This is a genomic window from Serratia sp. 1D1416, from assembly GCF_003641105.1.
Lineage (GTDB): Bacteria > Pseudomonadota > Gammaproteobacteria > Enterobacterales > Enterobacteriaceae > Serratia > Serratia ficaria.
Window position 1 is genome coordinate 2,579,079 of the sequence record NZ_CP032738.1, and the last position, 14,936, is coordinate 2,594,014.

At 61.2% G+C, this 14,936-nt stretch carries 16 protein-coding genes; 11 read left to right on the forward strand and 5 right to left on the reverse strand.

Going from position 1 to position 14,936, the window contains the following annotated elements; translation table 11 throughout:
- Positions 1-72: 72 nt before the first annotated feature.
- The 5 genes from queA (at position 73) to secF (ending at position 5,557) form a co-directional block, all read left to right on the forward strand.
- Positions 73-1,143, forward strand: a complete 1,071-nt coding sequence (gene queA, locus D7I37_RS12225; protein WP_061796238.1) for a tRNA preQ1(34) S-adenosylmethionine ribosyltransferase-isomerase QueA — start codon at positions 73-75, stop codon at positions 1,141-1,143.
- A 72-nt stretch (positions 1,144-1,215) separates the two neighbouring features.
- Positions 1,216-2,340, forward strand: a complete 1,125-nt coding sequence (gene tgt, locus D7I37_RS12230) for a tRNA guanosine(34) transglycosylase Tgt (RefSeq protein ID WP_061796240.1) — start codon at positions 1,216-1,218, stop codon at positions 2,338-2,340.
- 33 nt (positions 2,341-2,373) lie between these two features.
- Complete coding sequence (gene yajC / locus D7I37_RS12235; RefSeq protein ID WP_004940391.1) at positions 2,374-2,706, forward strand: preprotein translocase subunit YajC; 333 nt, start codon at positions 2,374-2,376, stop codon at positions 2,704-2,706.
- 24 nt (positions 2,707-2,730) lie between these two features.
- Entirely contained in the window at positions 2,731-4,578 is a 1,848-nt protein-coding gene (secD, locus tag D7I37_RS12240; RefSeq protein ID WP_073970258.1) for a protein translocase subunit SecD, read from the forward strand.
- Positions 4,579-4,588: 10 nt separating this feature from the next.
- A complete protein-coding gene (secF, locus tag D7I37_RS12245) occupies positions 4,589-5,557 on the forward strand; it encodes a protein translocase subunit SecF (RefSeq protein ID WP_061796244.1) in 969 nt (322 codons plus the stop codon).
- A gap of 76 nt (positions 5,558-5,633) precedes the next feature.
- On the opposite strand, the gene D7I37_RS12250 is transcribed toward secF, so the two are convergent.
- Positions 5,634-6,194, reverse strand: a complete 561-nt coding sequence (locus D7I37_RS12250; protein WP_061796246.1) for a DUF3251 domain-containing protein — start codon at positions 6,192-6,194, stop codon at positions 5,634-5,636.
- 175 nt (positions 6,195-6,369) lie between these two features.
- On the opposite strand from D7I37_RS12250, the gene nrdR reads away from it, so the two are divergent.
- From nrdR to pgpA, 6 genes are all read left to right on the forward strand, one after another.
- Entirely contained in the window at positions 6,370-6,819 is a 450-nt protein-coding gene (gene nrdR, locus D7I37_RS12255) for a transcriptional regulator NrdR (protein ID WP_004949256.1), read from the forward strand.
- A 9-nt stretch (positions 6,820-6,828) separates the two neighbouring features.
- A complete protein-coding gene (gene ribD / locus D7I37_RS12260; RefSeq protein ID WP_129543733.1) occupies positions 6,829-7,938 on the forward strand; it encodes a bifunctional diaminohydroxyphosphoribosylaminopyrimidine deaminase/5-amino-6-(5-phosphoribosylamino)uracil reductase RibD in 1,110 nt (369 codons plus the stop codon).
- A gap of 231 nt (positions 7,939-8,169) precedes the next feature.
- Positions 8,170-8,640: a 6,7-dimethyl-8-ribityllumazine synthase gene (ribE, locus tag D7I37_RS12265; protein WP_061796248.1), complete on the forward strand. Its 471-nt coding sequence runs from the start codon at positions 8,170-8,172 to the stop codon at positions 8,638-8,640.
- Between the two features lie 20 nt (positions 8,641-8,660).
- A complete protein-coding gene (gene nusB / locus D7I37_RS12270; protein ID WP_061796250.1) occupies positions 8,661-9,077 on the forward strand; it encodes a transcription antitermination factor NusB in 417 nt (138 codons plus the stop codon).
- A gap of 53 nt (positions 9,078-9,130) precedes the next feature.
- Positions 9,131-10,123, forward strand: coding sequence for a thiamine-phosphate kinase (gene thiL, locus D7I37_RS12275; RefSeq protein WP_129543734.1), 993 nt, complete (start codon positions 9,131-9,133; stop codon positions 10,121-10,123).
- Positions 10,116-10,610 carry a phosphatidylglycerophosphatase A gene (pgpA, locus tag D7I37_RS12280; RefSeq protein ID WP_061796252.1) on the forward strand — a complete coding sequence of 165 codons (495 nt, stop codon included), beginning with the start codon at positions 10,116-10,118 and terminating at the stop codon, positions 10,608-10,610. The genes thiL and pgpA overlap by 8 nt, the downstream gene beginning before the upstream one ends.
- Positions 10,611-10,643: 33 nt before the next feature.
- Here the strand turns inward: pgpA and D7I37_RS12285 are convergent, their stop codons facing one another.
- The 4 genes from D7I37_RS12285 to xseB form a co-directional block, all read right to left on the reverse strand.
- Positions 10,644-11,618 (reverse strand): aldo/keto reductase, encoded by a 975-nt coding sequence (locus tag D7I37_RS12285; RefSeq protein WP_061796253.1) that lies wholly within the window; start codon positions 11,616-11,618, stop codon positions 10,644-10,646.
- A 106-nt stretch (positions 11,619-11,724) separates the two neighbouring features.
- Complete coding sequence (gene dxs, locus D7I37_RS12290) at positions 11,725-13,587, reverse strand: 1-deoxy-D-xylulose-5-phosphate synthase (protein WP_129543735.1); 1,863 nt, start codon at positions 13,585-13,587, stop codon at positions 11,725-11,727.
- A 91-nt stretch (positions 13,588-13,678) separates the two neighbouring features.
- Complete coding sequence (gene ispA / locus D7I37_RS12295) at positions 13,679-14,599, reverse strand: (2E,6E)-farnesyl diphosphate synthase (protein WP_061796256.1); 921 nt, start codon at positions 14,597-14,599, stop codon at positions 13,679-13,681.
- Between the two features lie 5 nt (positions 14,600-14,604).
- Positions 14,605-14,868 carry an exodeoxyribonuclease VII small subunit gene (gene xseB / locus D7I37_RS12300; RefSeq protein ID WP_061796258.1) on the reverse strand — a complete coding sequence of 88 codons (264 nt, stop codon included), beginning with the start codon at positions 14,866-14,868 and terminating at the stop codon, positions 14,605-14,607.
- Between the last annotated feature and the right edge of the window lie 68 nt (positions 14,869-14,936).

Here is a 14,936-nt window from a genome sequence, read left to right on the forward strand (position 1 = left end):
TGACCGCCCGCGGCTTTAGACTAGGCCGCCTGTTTTTTACCAACCCGTCCCATATTGAAGAAGTGAATACCCATGCGCGTCGCCGATTTTTCGTTTGAACTTCCCGAATCCCTGATTGCCCGTTATCCCCAGCCTGAGCGCAGCGGTTGCCGCTTGCTGCAGCTGGATGGGCCGAGCGGGGAGCTGAAGCACGGCGTATTCACCGATCTGCTGGACAATCTGGAAGCCGGCGACCTGCTGGTGTTCAACAATACCCGGGTGATCCCGGCGCGCATGTTTGGCCGCAAGGTCAGCGGCGGCAAGATTGAAGTGCTGGTGGAGCGCGTGCTGGACGACCATCGCGTGTTGGCGCACGTGCGCGCCTCCAAGGCGCCCAAGCCGGGCGCCGAGCTGCTGCTGGGCGATGACGAAAGCATCGCCGCCACCATGGTGGCGCGTCACGATACCCTGTTCGAACTGCGCTTCAACGACGATCGCGACGTGTTCGGCATCCTCAACGCCGCCGGCCATATGCCGCTGCCGCCGTATATCGATCGCCCGGACGACGCCGCCGATCGCGAGTTGTATCAGACGGTATACAGCGAGAAGCCGGGCGCGGTCGCCGCGCCGACCGCCGGTCTGCACTTCGACGAACCGCTGCTGGCCGCGCTGCGCGCCAAAGGCATCGAAATGGCCTTCGTTACCCTGCACGTCGGCGCGGGCACCTTCCAGCCGGTGCGGGTGGAAACCATCGAAGAACACGTGATGCACGCCGAGTACGCCGAGGTGCCGCAGGAGGTGGTTGACGCGGTGCTGGCCTGCAAGGCGCGCGGCAAGCGCGTGGTCGCGGTGGGCACCACCTCGGTGCGTTCGCTGGAAAGCGCCGCCAACGCCAGCGAAGGGGCGCTGATTGCGCCGTTCTTCGGCGACACCAGCATCTTTATTTATCCGGGTTACCGCTATCAGGTGATCGACGCGCTGGTGACCAACTTCCACCTGCCGGAATCGACGCTGATCATGCTGGTGTCGGCCTTTGCCGGCTATAAAAACACCATGAACGCCTATCGGCAGGCGGTGGCCGAGCAATACCGGTTCTTCAGCTACGGCGATGCGATGTTCATCAGCCGCAACCCGCAGGCGGAAAACGAGTCCGTCGGCGGCTAAATTCCCGGGCTGCGCGCACGGCGCGGCCCCGTTTCAACGACATCAGACTGTTTCTCTGATGCTGGAGGCTTTGTGAAGTACGAATTACAGACAACCGATGGCCGCGCTCGCCGCGGCCGCCTGATCTTTGACCGCGGCGTCGTGGAAACCCCGGCTTTCATGCCGGTCGGCACCTACGGCACGGTCAAGGGCATGACGCCGGAAGAAGTGAAAGAGACCGGCGCGCAGATCCTGCTGGGCAACACCTTCCACCTGTGGCTGCGCCCGGGCCAGGAGATCATGAAGCTGCACGGCGACCTGCACGATTTCATGCAGTGGCACGGCCCGATCCTTACCGACTCCGGCGGCTTCCAGGTGTTCAGCCTGGGGGCGATGCGCAAGATCAAAGAGGAAGGCGTGTACTTCCGCAACCCGATCAACGGCGACAAGGTGTTCCTGAGCCCGGAAAAATCGATGGAAATCCAGTATGACCTGGGTTCCGACATCGTGATGATCTTCGACGAGTGCACGCCGTACCCGGCCGACTGGGACTACGCCAAGCGTTCGATGGAGATGTCGCTGCGCTGGGCGCAGCGCAGCCGCCAGCGTTTCGACGAACTGAAGAATAAAAATGCGTTATTCGGCATTATTCAGGGCGGTGTTTACGAAGATTTACGTGATGTTTCAGTAAAAGGGCTGGTGGATATCGGCTTTGATGGTTACGCTGTTGGCGGCTTGGCTGTAGGCGAGCCAAAAGAGGATATGCATCGCATTCTCGAACACGTTTGCCCGCAAATTCCGGAAGATAAGCCACGCTATTTGATGGGCGTCGGCAAGCCGGAAGATTTGGTGGAAGGCGTGCGCCGCGGCATAGATATGTTCGACTGCGTCATGCCGACGCGCAACGCCCGCAACGGCCATCTGTTCGTGACTGACGGTGTGGTAAAAATCCGTAATGCCAAGCACAAGGATGATACTTCTCCGCTGGATAAAGACTGTGATTGCTACACCTGTCGCAATTACAGCCGCGCCTACTTGCATCATCTCGATCGTTGCAACGAAATACTGGGTGCCCGATTGAACACTATTCATAACCTGCGCCACTACCAACGCCTGATGGCGGGTTTACGCCAGGCTATTGAAGAGGGTAAATTAGAGCTGTTTGTTGCGGATTTCTACGGTCGGATCGGCAAGCCGATTCCACCTTTAAACGCTTGATCTAATAATTGATAACTTAATGAGGGAATTTCAATGAGCTTTTTCATTTCTGACGCCGTCGCATCCGCAGGGGCTCCGGCTCAGGGAAGCCCGTACTCTCTGATCATTATGCTGGTTGTGTTCGGCCTGATTTTCTATTTCATGATCCTGCGTCCACAGCAGAAACGCGCGAAAGATCATAAAAAACTGATGGACTCGATCGGCAAGGGCGACGAAGTGCTGACCACCGGCGGCCTGATTGGCCGCGTGACCAAGGTGGCCGACACCGGCATCATCGCCATTGCGCTGAACGACACCACGGAAGTGATGATCAAGCGTGACTTCGTGGCGGCCGTTCTGCCGAAAGGTACCATGAAGGCCCTGTAATTTTTTTTCCCTAAGGGAATTGCCGTGCTAAACCGTTATCCTTTGTGGAAGTATCTGATGTTGATCGTGGTGATCCTCGTCGGTCTGCTTTATGCGCTTCCCAACATCTACGGTGAGGATCCGGCCGTACAAATCACTGGCGCGCGCGGCGTCGCCGCCAGTGAAACTACGCTGGACCAGGTCCGTACCGTATTAGAAAAAGACCATATCGCGAGCAAGTCGATTGCGCTGGAAAACGGCGCCATCCTGGCTCGCTTTAAAGATCCCGACGTTCAGCTGCGCGCCCGTGAGGCCCTGATGGCGGAGCTGGGTGACAAATTCGTCGTCGCGTTGAACCTGGCCCCGGCCACGCCAACCTGGCTGGCGATGCTGGGCGCAGAGCCGATGAAACTCGGCCTTGACCTGCGCGGCGGCGTGCACTTCCTGATGGAAGTCGACATGGACACCGCCCTGAGCAAGCTGCAGGAACAGACCATGGATACCCTGCGCAGCGAGCTGCGCGAGAAGGGCATTCCTTACGCGTCTATCCGCAAGCTGGACAACAACGGCGTGGAAGTTCGCTTCCGTGACGACGCCGCCCGCGATCAGGCCATCAGCTACATCGGGCCGCGTCAGCGCGATCTGGTGCTGTCAGCCAACGGCAGCAACACCCTGAAAGCCAACCTGACGGACGCCCGCCTGAGCGAAGCGCGTGAATATGCGGTGCAGCAGAACATCACCATCCTGCGTAACCGCGTTAACCAGCTCGGCGTTGCCGAACCGCTGGTGCAGCGTCAGGGCGCCGACCGCATCGTGGTCGAGCTGCCGGGTATTCAGGACACGGCGCGCGCCAAGGAAATCCTGGGCGCTACCGCGACCCTGGAATTCCGTCTGGTGAACACCAACGCGGATGCGACTGCGGCGGCCAGCGGCCGCGTGCCGGGCGACTCCGAGGTGAAATACTCCCGCGACGGCCAGCCGATCGTGCTGTACAAGCGCGTGATCCTGACCGGTGATCACATCACCGATTCCACCTCGAGCACCGACGAGTACAACCAGCCGCAGGTTAACATCTCGCTGGACAGCGCCGGCGGCACCTCGATGTCCAACTTCACCAAGGACAACATCGGCAAGCCGATGGCGACCCTGTTCGTGGAGTATAAGGACAGCGGCAAGAAAGACGCCAACGGCCGTGCGGTTCTGGTGAAGCAGGAAGAAGTGATCAACGTGGCGAACATTCAGTCGCGTCTGGGCAACAGCTTCCGCATTACCGGCATCGGCAACCCGAACGAAGCGCGTCAGCTTTCGCTGCTGCTGCGCGCCGGTGCGCTGATTGCGCCGATTCAGATCGTTGAAGAGCGCACCATCGGCCCAACCCTGGGGCAGCAGAACATCACCCAGGGCCTGGAAGCCTGTCTGTGGGGCCTGGTGGCGTCCATCGTCTTCATGGTGGTCTGGTACCGCAAATTCGGCATGATCGCCACCACGGCGCTGGTCGCCAACCTGGTGCTGATCGTCGGCGTGATGTCCCTGTTGCCGGGGGCGACGCTGACCATGCCGGGCATTGCCGGTATCGTGCTGACGCTGGCGGTGGCGGTAGACGCCAACGTACTGATAAACGAACGTATCAAGGAAGAGCTGAAGAACGGGCGTTCCGTTCAGCAGGCGATCCACGAGGGCTATAAAGGCGCGTTCTCCAGTATCGTCGACGCCAACATCACCACCCTGATCACCGCGATCATTCTGTACGCAGTGGGCACCGGTTCGATCAAGGGCTTTGCGATTACCACCGCAATCGGTGTGGCGACGTCCATGTTCACCGCGATTGTCGGTACCCGTGCCATCGTCAACCTGCTTTACGGCGGCAAACGCATTAACAAGCTGTCTATCTGAGGAGTGCGTTGTGGCACAGGATTATACTGTTGAACAACTCAACTACGGCCGTAAAGTCTATGACTTTATGCGCTGGGATTACGTGGCCTTCGGCATCTCATTGCTGCTGCTGGTCGCGTCAATCGCCACCATGTCGGTGCGCGGGTTTAACTGGGGCCTGGATTTTACCGGCGGTACGGTAATTGAAATCAACCTGGAAAAACCGGCCAACCTCGACCTGATGCGCGATACGTTGGAGAAAGCCGGGTTCCAGGACCCGATTATCCAGAACTTCGGCAGCAGCCGCGACGTGATGGTGCGTATGCCACCGGCGACCGGCACCGCAGGCCAGGAACTGGGCAATAAAGTGATCGGCGTGATCAACGACGCGGTGGATAAGAACGCCACCGTGAAACGCATCGAGTTCGTCGGCCCGAGCGTGGGCAGCGAGCTGGCGCAAACCGGCGGCATGGCGCTGCTGGTGGCGTTGATCTGCATCCTGATTTACGTCGGGTTCCGCTTCGAATGGCGCCTGGCGCTGGGGGCGGTTATCGCGTTGGCGCACGACGTGATCATCACCATGGGCGTGCTGTCGCTGTTCCGCATCGAGATTGACCTGACCATCGTCGCTTCACTGATGTCGGTTATCGGTTACTCGCTGAACGACAGCATCGTGGTTTCCGACCGTATTCGTGAAAACTTCCGCAAGATCCGCCGCGGAACGCCTTACGAAATCATGAACGTGTCGTTGACCCAGACGCTGAGCCGTACGCTGATGACCTCCGGTACCACCCTGATGGTGGTGCTGATGCTGTACATCTTCGGCGGCGCGATGCTGCAGGGCTTCTCGCTGGCGATGCTGATCGGCGTGTCGATCGGTACCGTCTCCTCCATCTACGTGGCGTCCGCGCTGGCGTTGAAGCTGGGGATGAAACGCGAGCACATGCTGCAGCAGAAAGTGGAAAAAGAGGGTGCGGATCAGCCTTCGATTCTGCCGTAAGCAAAGCGGCATTCAGCGAAACGAAAAGGAGCGCCGGTTGGCGCTCCTTTTTTTTGCACGCCTGGCGGGCCGGGGCTCAGTGCTGCCGCACCACCGCCGGTTGAGCGGTCGGCACCACGCCGTGCAGGCGAACATAGCCGAGCTGGTCCGGCGTCAGGCCGCTGAAACGCAGTTCGAACGCCTGCGCGGGCTTCGGCAGCAGCGAGTCTGCGCTGGCGATCGGCTGAGTCAGGGCGTCGGCGGTCAGCGGCTTGCCGGTGGCGGCGTCCAGTTGGCCCCATTCCACCACCGCTTTGAAGGCCGGCAGCCTGGCCTGAGAGAGGATGCGCACGTGCAGCTGCGCCTGAGTGCCGTTGGCCTCGTTCTTGACGTGGCTCAGCGATACGCTCAGCTCGCCGATGGCGCTGTTCAGGCGGGCGGCGTTGCCGGCGGCCGGCAGCAGATAAACCCCGTCCTCTGAATCCAGATTCAGCCGGTTCTGCTGCTCCAGCGCGGTGGCCTGGTCGGTCAGCTGGCTCACTTTCTGGTTCAGTTCGATCACCTGGCTGCGCAGCTTCGGCGCCTCAGGGTTTTTGGCACAGCCCGCCAGCAGAACGGCGGCGGCGAGCAGGCAAACTTTCGGATAACTGATTGTCATGGCGGCGATTCCCTCTTCCGTGGCTCCTGTTATCAGCTTAGTCCGCCCGGCGGGGAAAGTCATGCCGGCGGGCGGTTCGGCGCGGCCGATCGCAACAAATGGCCGGCGGCCTTTGTTGTGGCTGCACTTCGGGTTAAACTGTTCTTAACTATGAAAACGTTTATCAGGACGTGTTATGCATTGCCCTTTCTGCGCCGCCGTTGATACCAAAGTAATTGATTCCCGCCTGGTGGGCGATGGCTCTCAGGTGCGCCGCCGCCGCCAGTGCCTGGTGTGCAACGAGCGCTTCACCACCTTTGAGGTGGCCGAGCTGGTGATGCCGCGGGTGATTAAAAGCGATGAGGTGCGCGAACCGTTCAATGAAGACAAGCTGCGCCGCGGCATGCTGAAAGCGCTGGAAAAGCGGCCGGTCAGCTCGGACGACGTGGAAAACGCGATCAACCATATCAAATCCCAACTGCGCGCCACCGGCGAGCGGGAAGTGCCGACCAAGCTGGTGGGCAATCTGGTGATGGACGCGCTGAAAAAGCTGGATAAGGTCGCCTATATCCGCTTCGCGTCGGTTTACCGCAGTTTTGAAGATATTCGCGAGTTCGGCGAAGAGATCGCCCGCCTGCAGGACTGAGGATCTTTCATGCACAACGACGAATTTTACATGGCGCGCGCCTTTGAACTGGCGCGGCTGGGGCGTTTTACCACCGCGCCCAACCCGAACGTCGGCTGCGTTATCGTGCGCGATGGCGAAATCGTCGGTGAAGGTTACCATCTGCGCGCCGGCGAACCGCACGCGGAAGTGCACGCGCTGCGCATGGCGGGCGAGAAGGCGCGCGGCGCGACCGCCTATGTGACGCTCGAACCCTGCAGCCACCATGGCCGCACGCCGCCCTGCGCCGATGCGCTGGTGGCCGCCGGGGTCAGCCGGGTGGTCGCGGCGATGCAGGATCCCAATCCGCAGGTGGCGGGGCGCGGGCTGTACAAGCTGCAGCAGGCCGGCCTGGAGGTACGCCATGGGCTGATGCTGGCCGAAGCCGAGGCGGTGAACCTGGGGTTCCTGAAGCGCATGCGCACCGGTTTCCCCTATCTGCAGCTGAAGCTGGGCGCTTCGCTGGACGGCCGTACGGCGATGGCTTACGGCGAGAGCCAGTGGATCACCTCTGCGCAGGCGCGGCAAGACGTACAGCGTCTGCGCGCGCAAAGCGCCGCCATTCTCAGCACCAGCGCCACCGTGTTGGCGGACGATCCGTCGCTGACGGTGCGCTGGGACGAGCTGGATGCCGAAACGCAGCGCATTTATCCGCGAGAGCACCTGCGCCAGCCGCTGCGCATTATTCTCGACAGCCAAAACCGGGTCACCCCGCAGCACCGGGTGGTGCAACAGGCGGGCGCCACCTGGCTGGCGCGCCTGCAGCCGGACCAGCAGGCGTGGCCGCCGGAGGTGGAGCAGCTGACTTTCCCGGCGCACGGCGGCGGCGTCGATCTGGTGGTGATGATGATGCAGCTGGCCAAGCGCCAGGTGAATTCCATCTGGGTCGAGGCGGGGGCTCGGTTAGCCGGCGCGCTGCTGCAGGCCGGGTTGGTGGATGAGCTCATTTTGTACATCGCGCCAAAACTGTTGGGCGATAATGGCCGGGGCCTGTGCCATCTGCCGGGGCTGGAGCGACTGGCCGACGCCCCTGAGTTTGTCTTCAGCGAAGTGCGGCAGGTTGGCCCCGATCTGCGCCTGATCCTGCGGGCCAAACACTGATTGCCACCTTTGCCTGCCGGTTGGGGTGCCCCGTGGCAAAACCGCCCGCGCAGGCAGCGGCGCCCTAAATAATTGAAGTTGCGGCCAGGCGGCCAAGGCGCTTATCCCGATGAGTTTAGCCGGGTAAGCGCGCGCAGCCAACACAGATGCAGCTTCAAGTATGACGGGTATAAAGAATATGATAGAATCCGCCCCCCTGCGGGGTATTGAACCCATTTTTAAGGAAAGCCCATGAAAGTTATCGAAGGTGTTGTTGCTACTCCAAATGCCCGTGTGGCGATCGCAATTGCACGTTTTAACAATTTCATCAACGACAGCCTGCTGCAAGGTGCCATCGACGCACTGAAGCGCATCGGCCAGGTTGCTGACGACAACATCACCGTTGTCTGGGTCCCGGGCGCTTACGAGCTGCCGCTGACTGCGCGCGTGCTGGCCAACACCGGCAAATACGACGCGGTTATCGCGCTGGGTACCGTTATCCGTGGGGGCACCGCGCACTTCGAATATGTGGCGGGCGAAGCCAGTTCCGGCATCGGCAATGTTTCTCTGAACACCGAAATCCCGGTTGCCTTTGGCGTGCTGACCACCGAGAGCATCGAACAGGCTATCGAACGTGCCGGCACCAAAGCGGGCAACAAGGGCGCTGAAGCTGCTCTGACCGCACTTGAAATGATTAATGTTATCAAAGCTATTAAAGCCTGAATTTAGTTAAGGGGAATTCCGTGAAACCTGCTGCTCGTCGCCGCGCTCGTGAGTGCGCTGTTCAAGCGCTTTACTCTTGGCAGTTGTCTAAAAATGACATTGCCGATGTTGAACACCAGTTCCTGACGGAGCAGGATGTCAAAGATGTTGACGTCGCCTATTTTCGCGAGTTGCTGTCCGGCGCGGCGGTGAATGCAGGTATGTTGGACGAGCTGATGGCTCCCTACCTGTCGCGCCAGCTCGATGAACTGGGCCAGGTGGAGCGTGCGGTTCTGCGCATTGCGCTGTTTGAGCTGAAAATGCGTGAGGATGTCCCTTACAAAGTGGCTATCAACGAAGCGATCGAACTGGCGAAAACCTTCGGCGCTGAAGACAGCCACAAGTTTGTGAACGGCGTGCTGGATAAAGTGGCACCCACCATTCGCAAGAAAAAATAAAAAAATTAAGGCCGGTATCCCCGGCCTTAATTTCTTCTAGTGGAATATCGACCATGGCATGCGGCGAATTTGACCTCATTGCCCGCTATTTTGACCGGTTTAAGAGCGTACGCCGGGACGTACAGTTGGGCATTGGAGATGACTGCGCACTTCTGACAGTGGCAGAAAAACAGCTTTTGGCCGTCAGTACCGACACCCTGGTGGCTGGCGTTCATTTCCTGCCGGATATCGATCCGGCCGATCTCGGCTACAAGGCGCTGGCGGTAAATCTGAGCGATCTGGCGGCGATGGGCGCCGATCCGGCCTGGCTTTCGCTGGCGCTCACCCTGCCCGACGTGAATGAGGTCTGGCTGAAGGCCTTCAGCGATAGCCTGTTCGAACAGCTTAATTACTACGGCATGCAGCTGATCGGCGGCGACACCACGCGCGGCCCGTTGAGCATGACGTTGACCATTCAGGGATTGATCCCGGCCGGCCGGGCCCTGACCCGCAGCGGCGCGCGCATCGGCGACTGGATCTACGTGACCGGTACGCTGGGCGACAGCGCCGCCGGCCTGGCGATCATTCAGGATCGCCTGCAGGTTGCTGATGCGACGGCGCGCGGCTACCTGATCGGCCGCCACCTGCGGCCGCAGCCGCGGGTATTGCAGGGCCAGGCGCTGCGCGATTTGGCCAGCTCGGCGATCGACATCTCCGACGGCCTGATCTCCGACCTGAAGCACGTGCTGAAGGCCAGCGAGTGCGGCGCGCGCATCGATCTGGATGAGCTGCCGCTGTCGCAGGCGCTGAGCAGCCAGGCGGATGCCGACCAGGCGTTGCGCTGGGCGCTGGCCGGCGGCGAAGACTACGAGCTGTGCTTCACCGTGCCGGAAATCAATCGCGGTGCGCTGGAGGTGGCGCTGAGCCATCTCGGCGCGGATTACACCTGCATCGGCCAGATTGGCCCGCTGGCGGAAGGCATCAAGTTTTACCGCAACGATGAGGCGGTAGAGCTGGCGTGGAAAGGTTTCGACCATTTCAGTGCGGAGCAGGGCAACCATGGATGAGGCCAAACGCCGCCTGCGGATGAGCAATCCGTGGCACCTGCTGGCCACCGGCTTCGGCAGCGGTTTGTCGCCGATAGTGCCGGGCACCATGGGCTCGCTGGCGGCCATCCCGTTCTGGCTGCTGCTGATCCAGCTGCCGTGGCAACTGTATTCGCTGGTGGTGATGTTCAGCATCTGCATCGGCGTGTATCTGTGCCATCAGACCGCCAGAGACATGCGGGTACACGATCACGGCAGCATCGTTTGGGACGAATTCGTCGGCATGTGGATCACGCTGATGGCGCTGCCGGTCAACGACTGGCGCTGGGTCGCCGCCGGCTTCGTGATTTTCCGCATTCTGGATATGTGGAAACCCTGGCCGATCCGCTGGTTCGATCGCAACGTGCACGGCGGCATGGGCATCATGATCGACGACATCGTCGCCGGGGTGCTGTCCGCCGGCATCATCTACCTGATTGGCCACCACTGGCCGGTAGGGTTGTTCTGATAGCAGGGCGCGGTGCGCCGCGCCCTGTCTGCGTTATTCAAACCCCGTCACGCGGTGCGGCACATAGGCCGTCTCCAGTTCAGCCACTTCTTCCGGCGTCAGGCTCAGATCGACGGCGGCGATGGCGTCCGCCAATTGCTCGCTGCGCGAAGCGCCGACGATCGGCGCGCTGACCGCCGGTTTGCTCAACAGCCAGGCCAGGGCGATCTGCGCGCGCGACACGCCGTGCTCTTCGGCGAGGGTGGCCACGCGCTCGGCGATGATGCCGTCGATGCCTTCGGTTTCATCGTACAGCTCTTTGCCGACCCGATCGGAGACCAGCCGCGCGGTGGTTTCCCCCCAGGGGCGGGTTAACCTGCCGCGCGCCAGCGGGCTCCAGGGCAACACGGCGATGCCTTCGGCGGCGCACAGCGGGTGCATCTCGCGCTCTTCTTCGCGCTGGATCAGGTTGTACTGGTCCTGCATGCTGACAAAGCGCGTCCAGCCGTGCAGATCGGCGGTATACAGCGCTTTGGCGAACTGCCAGGCATACATCGAGGATGCGCCGATATAACGCGCCTTGCCGGCTTTAACCACGTCGTGCAGCGCTTCCAGCGTTTCTTCCAGCGGCGTTTCATAGTCCCAGCGGTGGATCTGCAGCAGGTCGACATAGTCGGTGCCCAGCCGCCGCAGGCTGTCGTCGACGGACTGCATGATTTTGCCGCGCGACAGGCCGCGCTCCAGGTTGCTCAGCGGGAAATAGACCTTGGTGGCGATCACCACCTCATCGCGGCGCGCGTAATCGCGCAGCGCCTTGCCGACGATTTCCTCGCTGCTGCCGTCGGAATAGCTGTTGGCGGTGTCGAAAAAGTTGATGCCGGCATCCAGCGCCTGCTTCAGCAGCGGGCGGCTGCTCTCCTCCGGCAGCGTCCAGGCGTGGTTGCCGCGGTCCGGCTCGCCATAGGTCATGCAGCCCAGACAGATGCGCGAGACGTTCAGATCGGTATTGCCCAGTTTCAGGTACTTCATGCTAGCCTCCCATTTACGGCTCAGACATTAACTGTAGCGCGGATCTCGGGCGGCAGAGACGAAAACGCCCCCGCAAGCGGAGGCGTCGGCCCGGCGGAGGGGAAAATTACTGCGCCAGCCAGCTTTCGATCCGGCGTTGGATGCCGGCGGCGTCCAGGCCCAAATCGACGCGAACTTCTTCCTGGCTGCCCTGCGGCACGAAGCTGTCCGGCAGGCCGATATTCAGCACCGGCACCGCACGGCGCTTGGCCATCAGCAGTTCGTTGACGCCGCTGCCGGCGCCGCCCATGATGGCGTTCTCTTCCAGCGTGACCAGCACCTCGTGGCTGGCGGCCATCTCCAGCACCAGCTGCTCGTCCAGCGGTTTGACGAAGCGCATGTCCACCAGCGTGGCGTTGAGGGCCGCCGCCGCCTGTGCGGCTTCCGGCAGCAGGGTGCCGAAGTTGAGGATGGCAATCTTCTTGCCTTCGCGGCGCACCACGCCTTTACCGATAGGCAGCGCGCTGAGCGGTTCCAGCGCGGCGCCGGTGCCGGTGCCGCGCGGGTAGCGCACCGCGCTCGGGCCATCGTTGTAGTGATAGCCGGTGTACAGCATCTGGCGGCATTCGTTCTCGTCGCTCGGCGTCATGATCACCATGGTCGGGATACAGCGCATAAACGACAGGTCGAAGGCGCCCTGGTGCGTCTGGCCGTCGGCGCCGACGATGCCGCCGCGGTCGATGGCGAACATCACCGGAAGTTTTTGGATCGCCACGTCGTGGATCAGCTGATCGTAGGCGCGCTGCAGGAAGGTGGAATAGATCGCCACCACCGGCTTGTAGCCGCCGATCGCCAATCCGGCGGCGAAGGTCACCGCATGCTGCTCGGCGATCGCCACGTCGAAATATTGCTGCGGATAGTCACGCGAGAACTGCACCATGCCGGAACCTTCGCGCATCGCCGGCGTGATGGCCATCAGGGCGCTGTCTTTGGCGGTTTCGCACAGCCAGTCGCCGAAGATTTTCGAATAGCTCGGCAGGCCACCGGCGCTCTTCGGCAGGGTGCCGCTGGCCGGATCGAACTTGGGCACCGCGTGGAAGCTGATCGGATCCTTTTCCGCCGGCGCATAGCCGCGGCCTTTCTTGGTCATGATGTGCAGCAACTGCGGGCCTTTCAGGTCGCGCATGTTCTTCAGCGTGGCGACCAGTCCCTGAACGTCGTGGCCGTCGACCGGGCCGATATAGTTGAAGCCCAGCTCTTCGAACAGCGTGCCGGGGACCACCATGCCTTTCAGGTGCTCTTCGGTGCGTTTCACCAGCTCCTTGATCGGCGGCAGGCCGGAAAGCACTTTTTTGCTGCCTTCGCGCAACGTGGAGTAGAGCTTGCCCGAAAGCAGCTGCGCCAGGTGGTTGTTCAGCGCGCCGACGTTTTCCGAGATCGACATTTCGTTGTCGTTCAGCACCACCAGCATGTCCGGATCGATATCCCCGGCGTGATTCATCGCTTCAAACGCCATGCCGGCGGTGATGGCGCCGTCGCCGATCACGCAGACCGTTCGGCGGCCTTTGCCTTCACGCTCCGCCGCCACCGCCATGCCGAGACCGGCGCTGATCGAGGTCGACGAATGGCCGACCGACAGCACGTCGTATTCGCTTTCGGCGCGCCATGGGAAAGGGTGCAAACCGTTTTTCTGGCGGATGGTGGCGATGCGATCGCGGCGGCCGGTCAGAATTTTATGCGGGTAGGCCTGGTGGCCGACGTCCCACACCAGGTGATCGAACGGCGTATTGTAGACGTAGTGCAATGCCACCGTCAGCTCGACGGTACCCAGCCCGGAGGCGAAGTGGCCGCTGGAGCGGCTGACGCTGTCCAGCAGGTATTGCCGCAGTTCGTCACACAACTTCGGCAGACTCTCTTTGGGCAGCGAGCGGAGTTCATCGGGATTTTCCGCTAGCGCCAAGGTCGGGTATTTGGCTATATCAAGACTCATTCGATACTCATATCAGAGGAGTTTACCCTCCATCTTTCACGCTGCAGCGACGTTGGCCGCCCGTGAAATCTTTTGGGCATAACGTCACACGTTAATTGTCGCGTTCAATAATGAAGCTGGCTAACGCTCGCAATGGCGCTGTGTTATAAGATTGCGCTGCCAAAGTATCCAATGCAGCTAATGCTTCCTGATAGAGATCCCACGCTTTTGCTTTCGCGCTGTCAAGCCCGAGCAAAGCTGGATAGGTACTCTTTCCGTGTTGTTGGTCCGCTCCCTGGCGTTTGCCGATTTTTTCGGTTTCGCCGACAACGTCCAGAATGTCGTCCTGCACCTGAAACGCCAGGCCGATGGCGGCGGCGTAACGGTCGAGCTGCGGCAGCGCCGCCCGGCCGGGTTCACCGGCGGCCAGCGCGCCCAGGCGGATCGCCGCGCGGATCAGCGCGCCGGTCTTGTGGCGGTGGATCTGCTCCAGCGCCGCCAGGCCGATTTGCTTGCCTTCGGCAGCCAGATCCAGCGATTGGCCGCCGCACATGCCGGCTACGCCGCTGGCGGCCGCCAGTTCGGACACCATCGCCAGGCGATCGCGCAGCGCCACCTCGGGCATCTCGGCGTCGGCCAGAATGGAGAACGCCAGGGTTTGCAGCGCATCGCCGGCCAGAATCGCGTTGGCCTCGCCAAATTTGATATGGCAGGTCGGCTGGCCGCGGCGCAGATCGTCATCGTCCATCGCCGGCAGATCGTCATGGATCAGCGAGTAAGCATGAATGCACTCTACCGCAGCGGCCGGCGCATCCAGGTTATTCAACGCCACGCCAAACATCTGCCCGGTGGTATAAACCAGGAACGGGCGCAGGCGCTTGCCGCCCAGCAGCGCGCCGTGACGCATGGCCGCCACCATATTACCGTCATTGAACGGCAGTGGCGCGATGAAATCCAACAGCGTGCGATCGGCACGCCGGCGGAAAGCCTGCAGCCGATCGGCAAAGGCGGCGGATTGGGCGATCTCAGACATGGTGGTTACTCGGCATCCGGAGTGAAAGGCGCCAGAGGGGCATCTTCGGCGCTGTCGTTAAGTAAAATTTGCACGCGTTGCTCCGCCTGCTGCAGCTTTTGCTGGCCCTGGCGCGCCAGCTGTACGCCGCGTTCGAACTCATTCAGCGCGTCTTCCAGCGGCAATTCACCTGATTCCAGACGCGTGACGATGCTTTCCAGTTCGCTGAGGGAGCTTTCAAAGCTGACATTTTGCTCTGTACTGTCTGATTGTGCTGGTTTTTTCGGCATAATTTTCTTTTTACGTCATCATGTGAACAGTGGCGCCAGAGCCTATCCTAGCGGATCTTGATTAGCAA

What these genes read in the sequence shown, in the direction of transcription:
- xseB (WP_061796258.1), bottom strand. Translation starts at nt 14,868, where the DNA reads ATGCCGAAAAAACCAGCACAATCAGACAGTACAGAGCAAAATGTCAGC.
- pgpA (WP_061796252.1), top strand. Translation starts at nt 10,116, where the DNA reads ATGGATGAGGCCAAACGCCGCCTGCGGATGAGCAATCCGTGGCACCTG.
- dxs (WP_129543735.1), bottom strand. Translation starts at nt 13,587, where the DNA reads ATGAGTCTTGATATAGCCAAATACCCGACCTTGGCGCTAGCGGAAAAT.
- queA (WP_061796238.1), top strand. Translation starts at nt 73, where the DNA reads ATGCGCGTCGCCGATTTTTCGTTTGAACTTCCCGAATCCCTGATTGCC.
- nrdR (WP_004949256.1), top strand. Translation starts at nt 6,370, where the DNA reads ATGCATTGCCCTTTCTGCGCCGCCGTTGATACCAAAGTAATTGATTCC.
- ispA (WP_061796256.1), bottom strand. Translation starts at nt 14,599, where the DNA reads ATGTCTGAGATCGCCCAATCCGCCGCCTTTGCCGATCGGCTGCAGGCT.
- ribE (WP_061796248.1), top strand. Translation starts at nt 8,170, where the DNA reads ATGAAAGTTATCGAAGGTGTTGTTGCTACTCCAAATGCCCGTGTGGCG.
- ribD (WP_129543733.1), top strand. Translation starts at nt 6,829, where the DNA reads ATGCACAACGACGAATTTTACATGGCGCGCGCCTTTGAACTGGCGCGG.
- D7I37_RS12285 (WP_061796253.1), bottom strand. Translation starts at nt 11,618, where the DNA reads ATGAAGTACCTGAAACTGGGCAATACCGATCTGAACGTCTCGCGCATC.
- thiL (WP_129543734.1), top strand. Translation starts at nt 9,131, where the DNA reads ATGGCATGCGGCGAATTTGACCTCATTGCCCGCTATTTTGACCGGTTT.
- yajC (WP_004940391.1), top strand. Translation starts at nt 2,374, where the DNA reads ATGAGCTTTTTCATTTCTGACGCCGTCGCATCCGCAGGGGCTCCGGCT.
- D7I37_RS12250 (WP_061796246.1), bottom strand. Translation starts at nt 6,194, where the DNA reads ATGACAATCAGTTATCCGAAAGTTTGCCTGCTCGCCGCCGCCGTTCTG.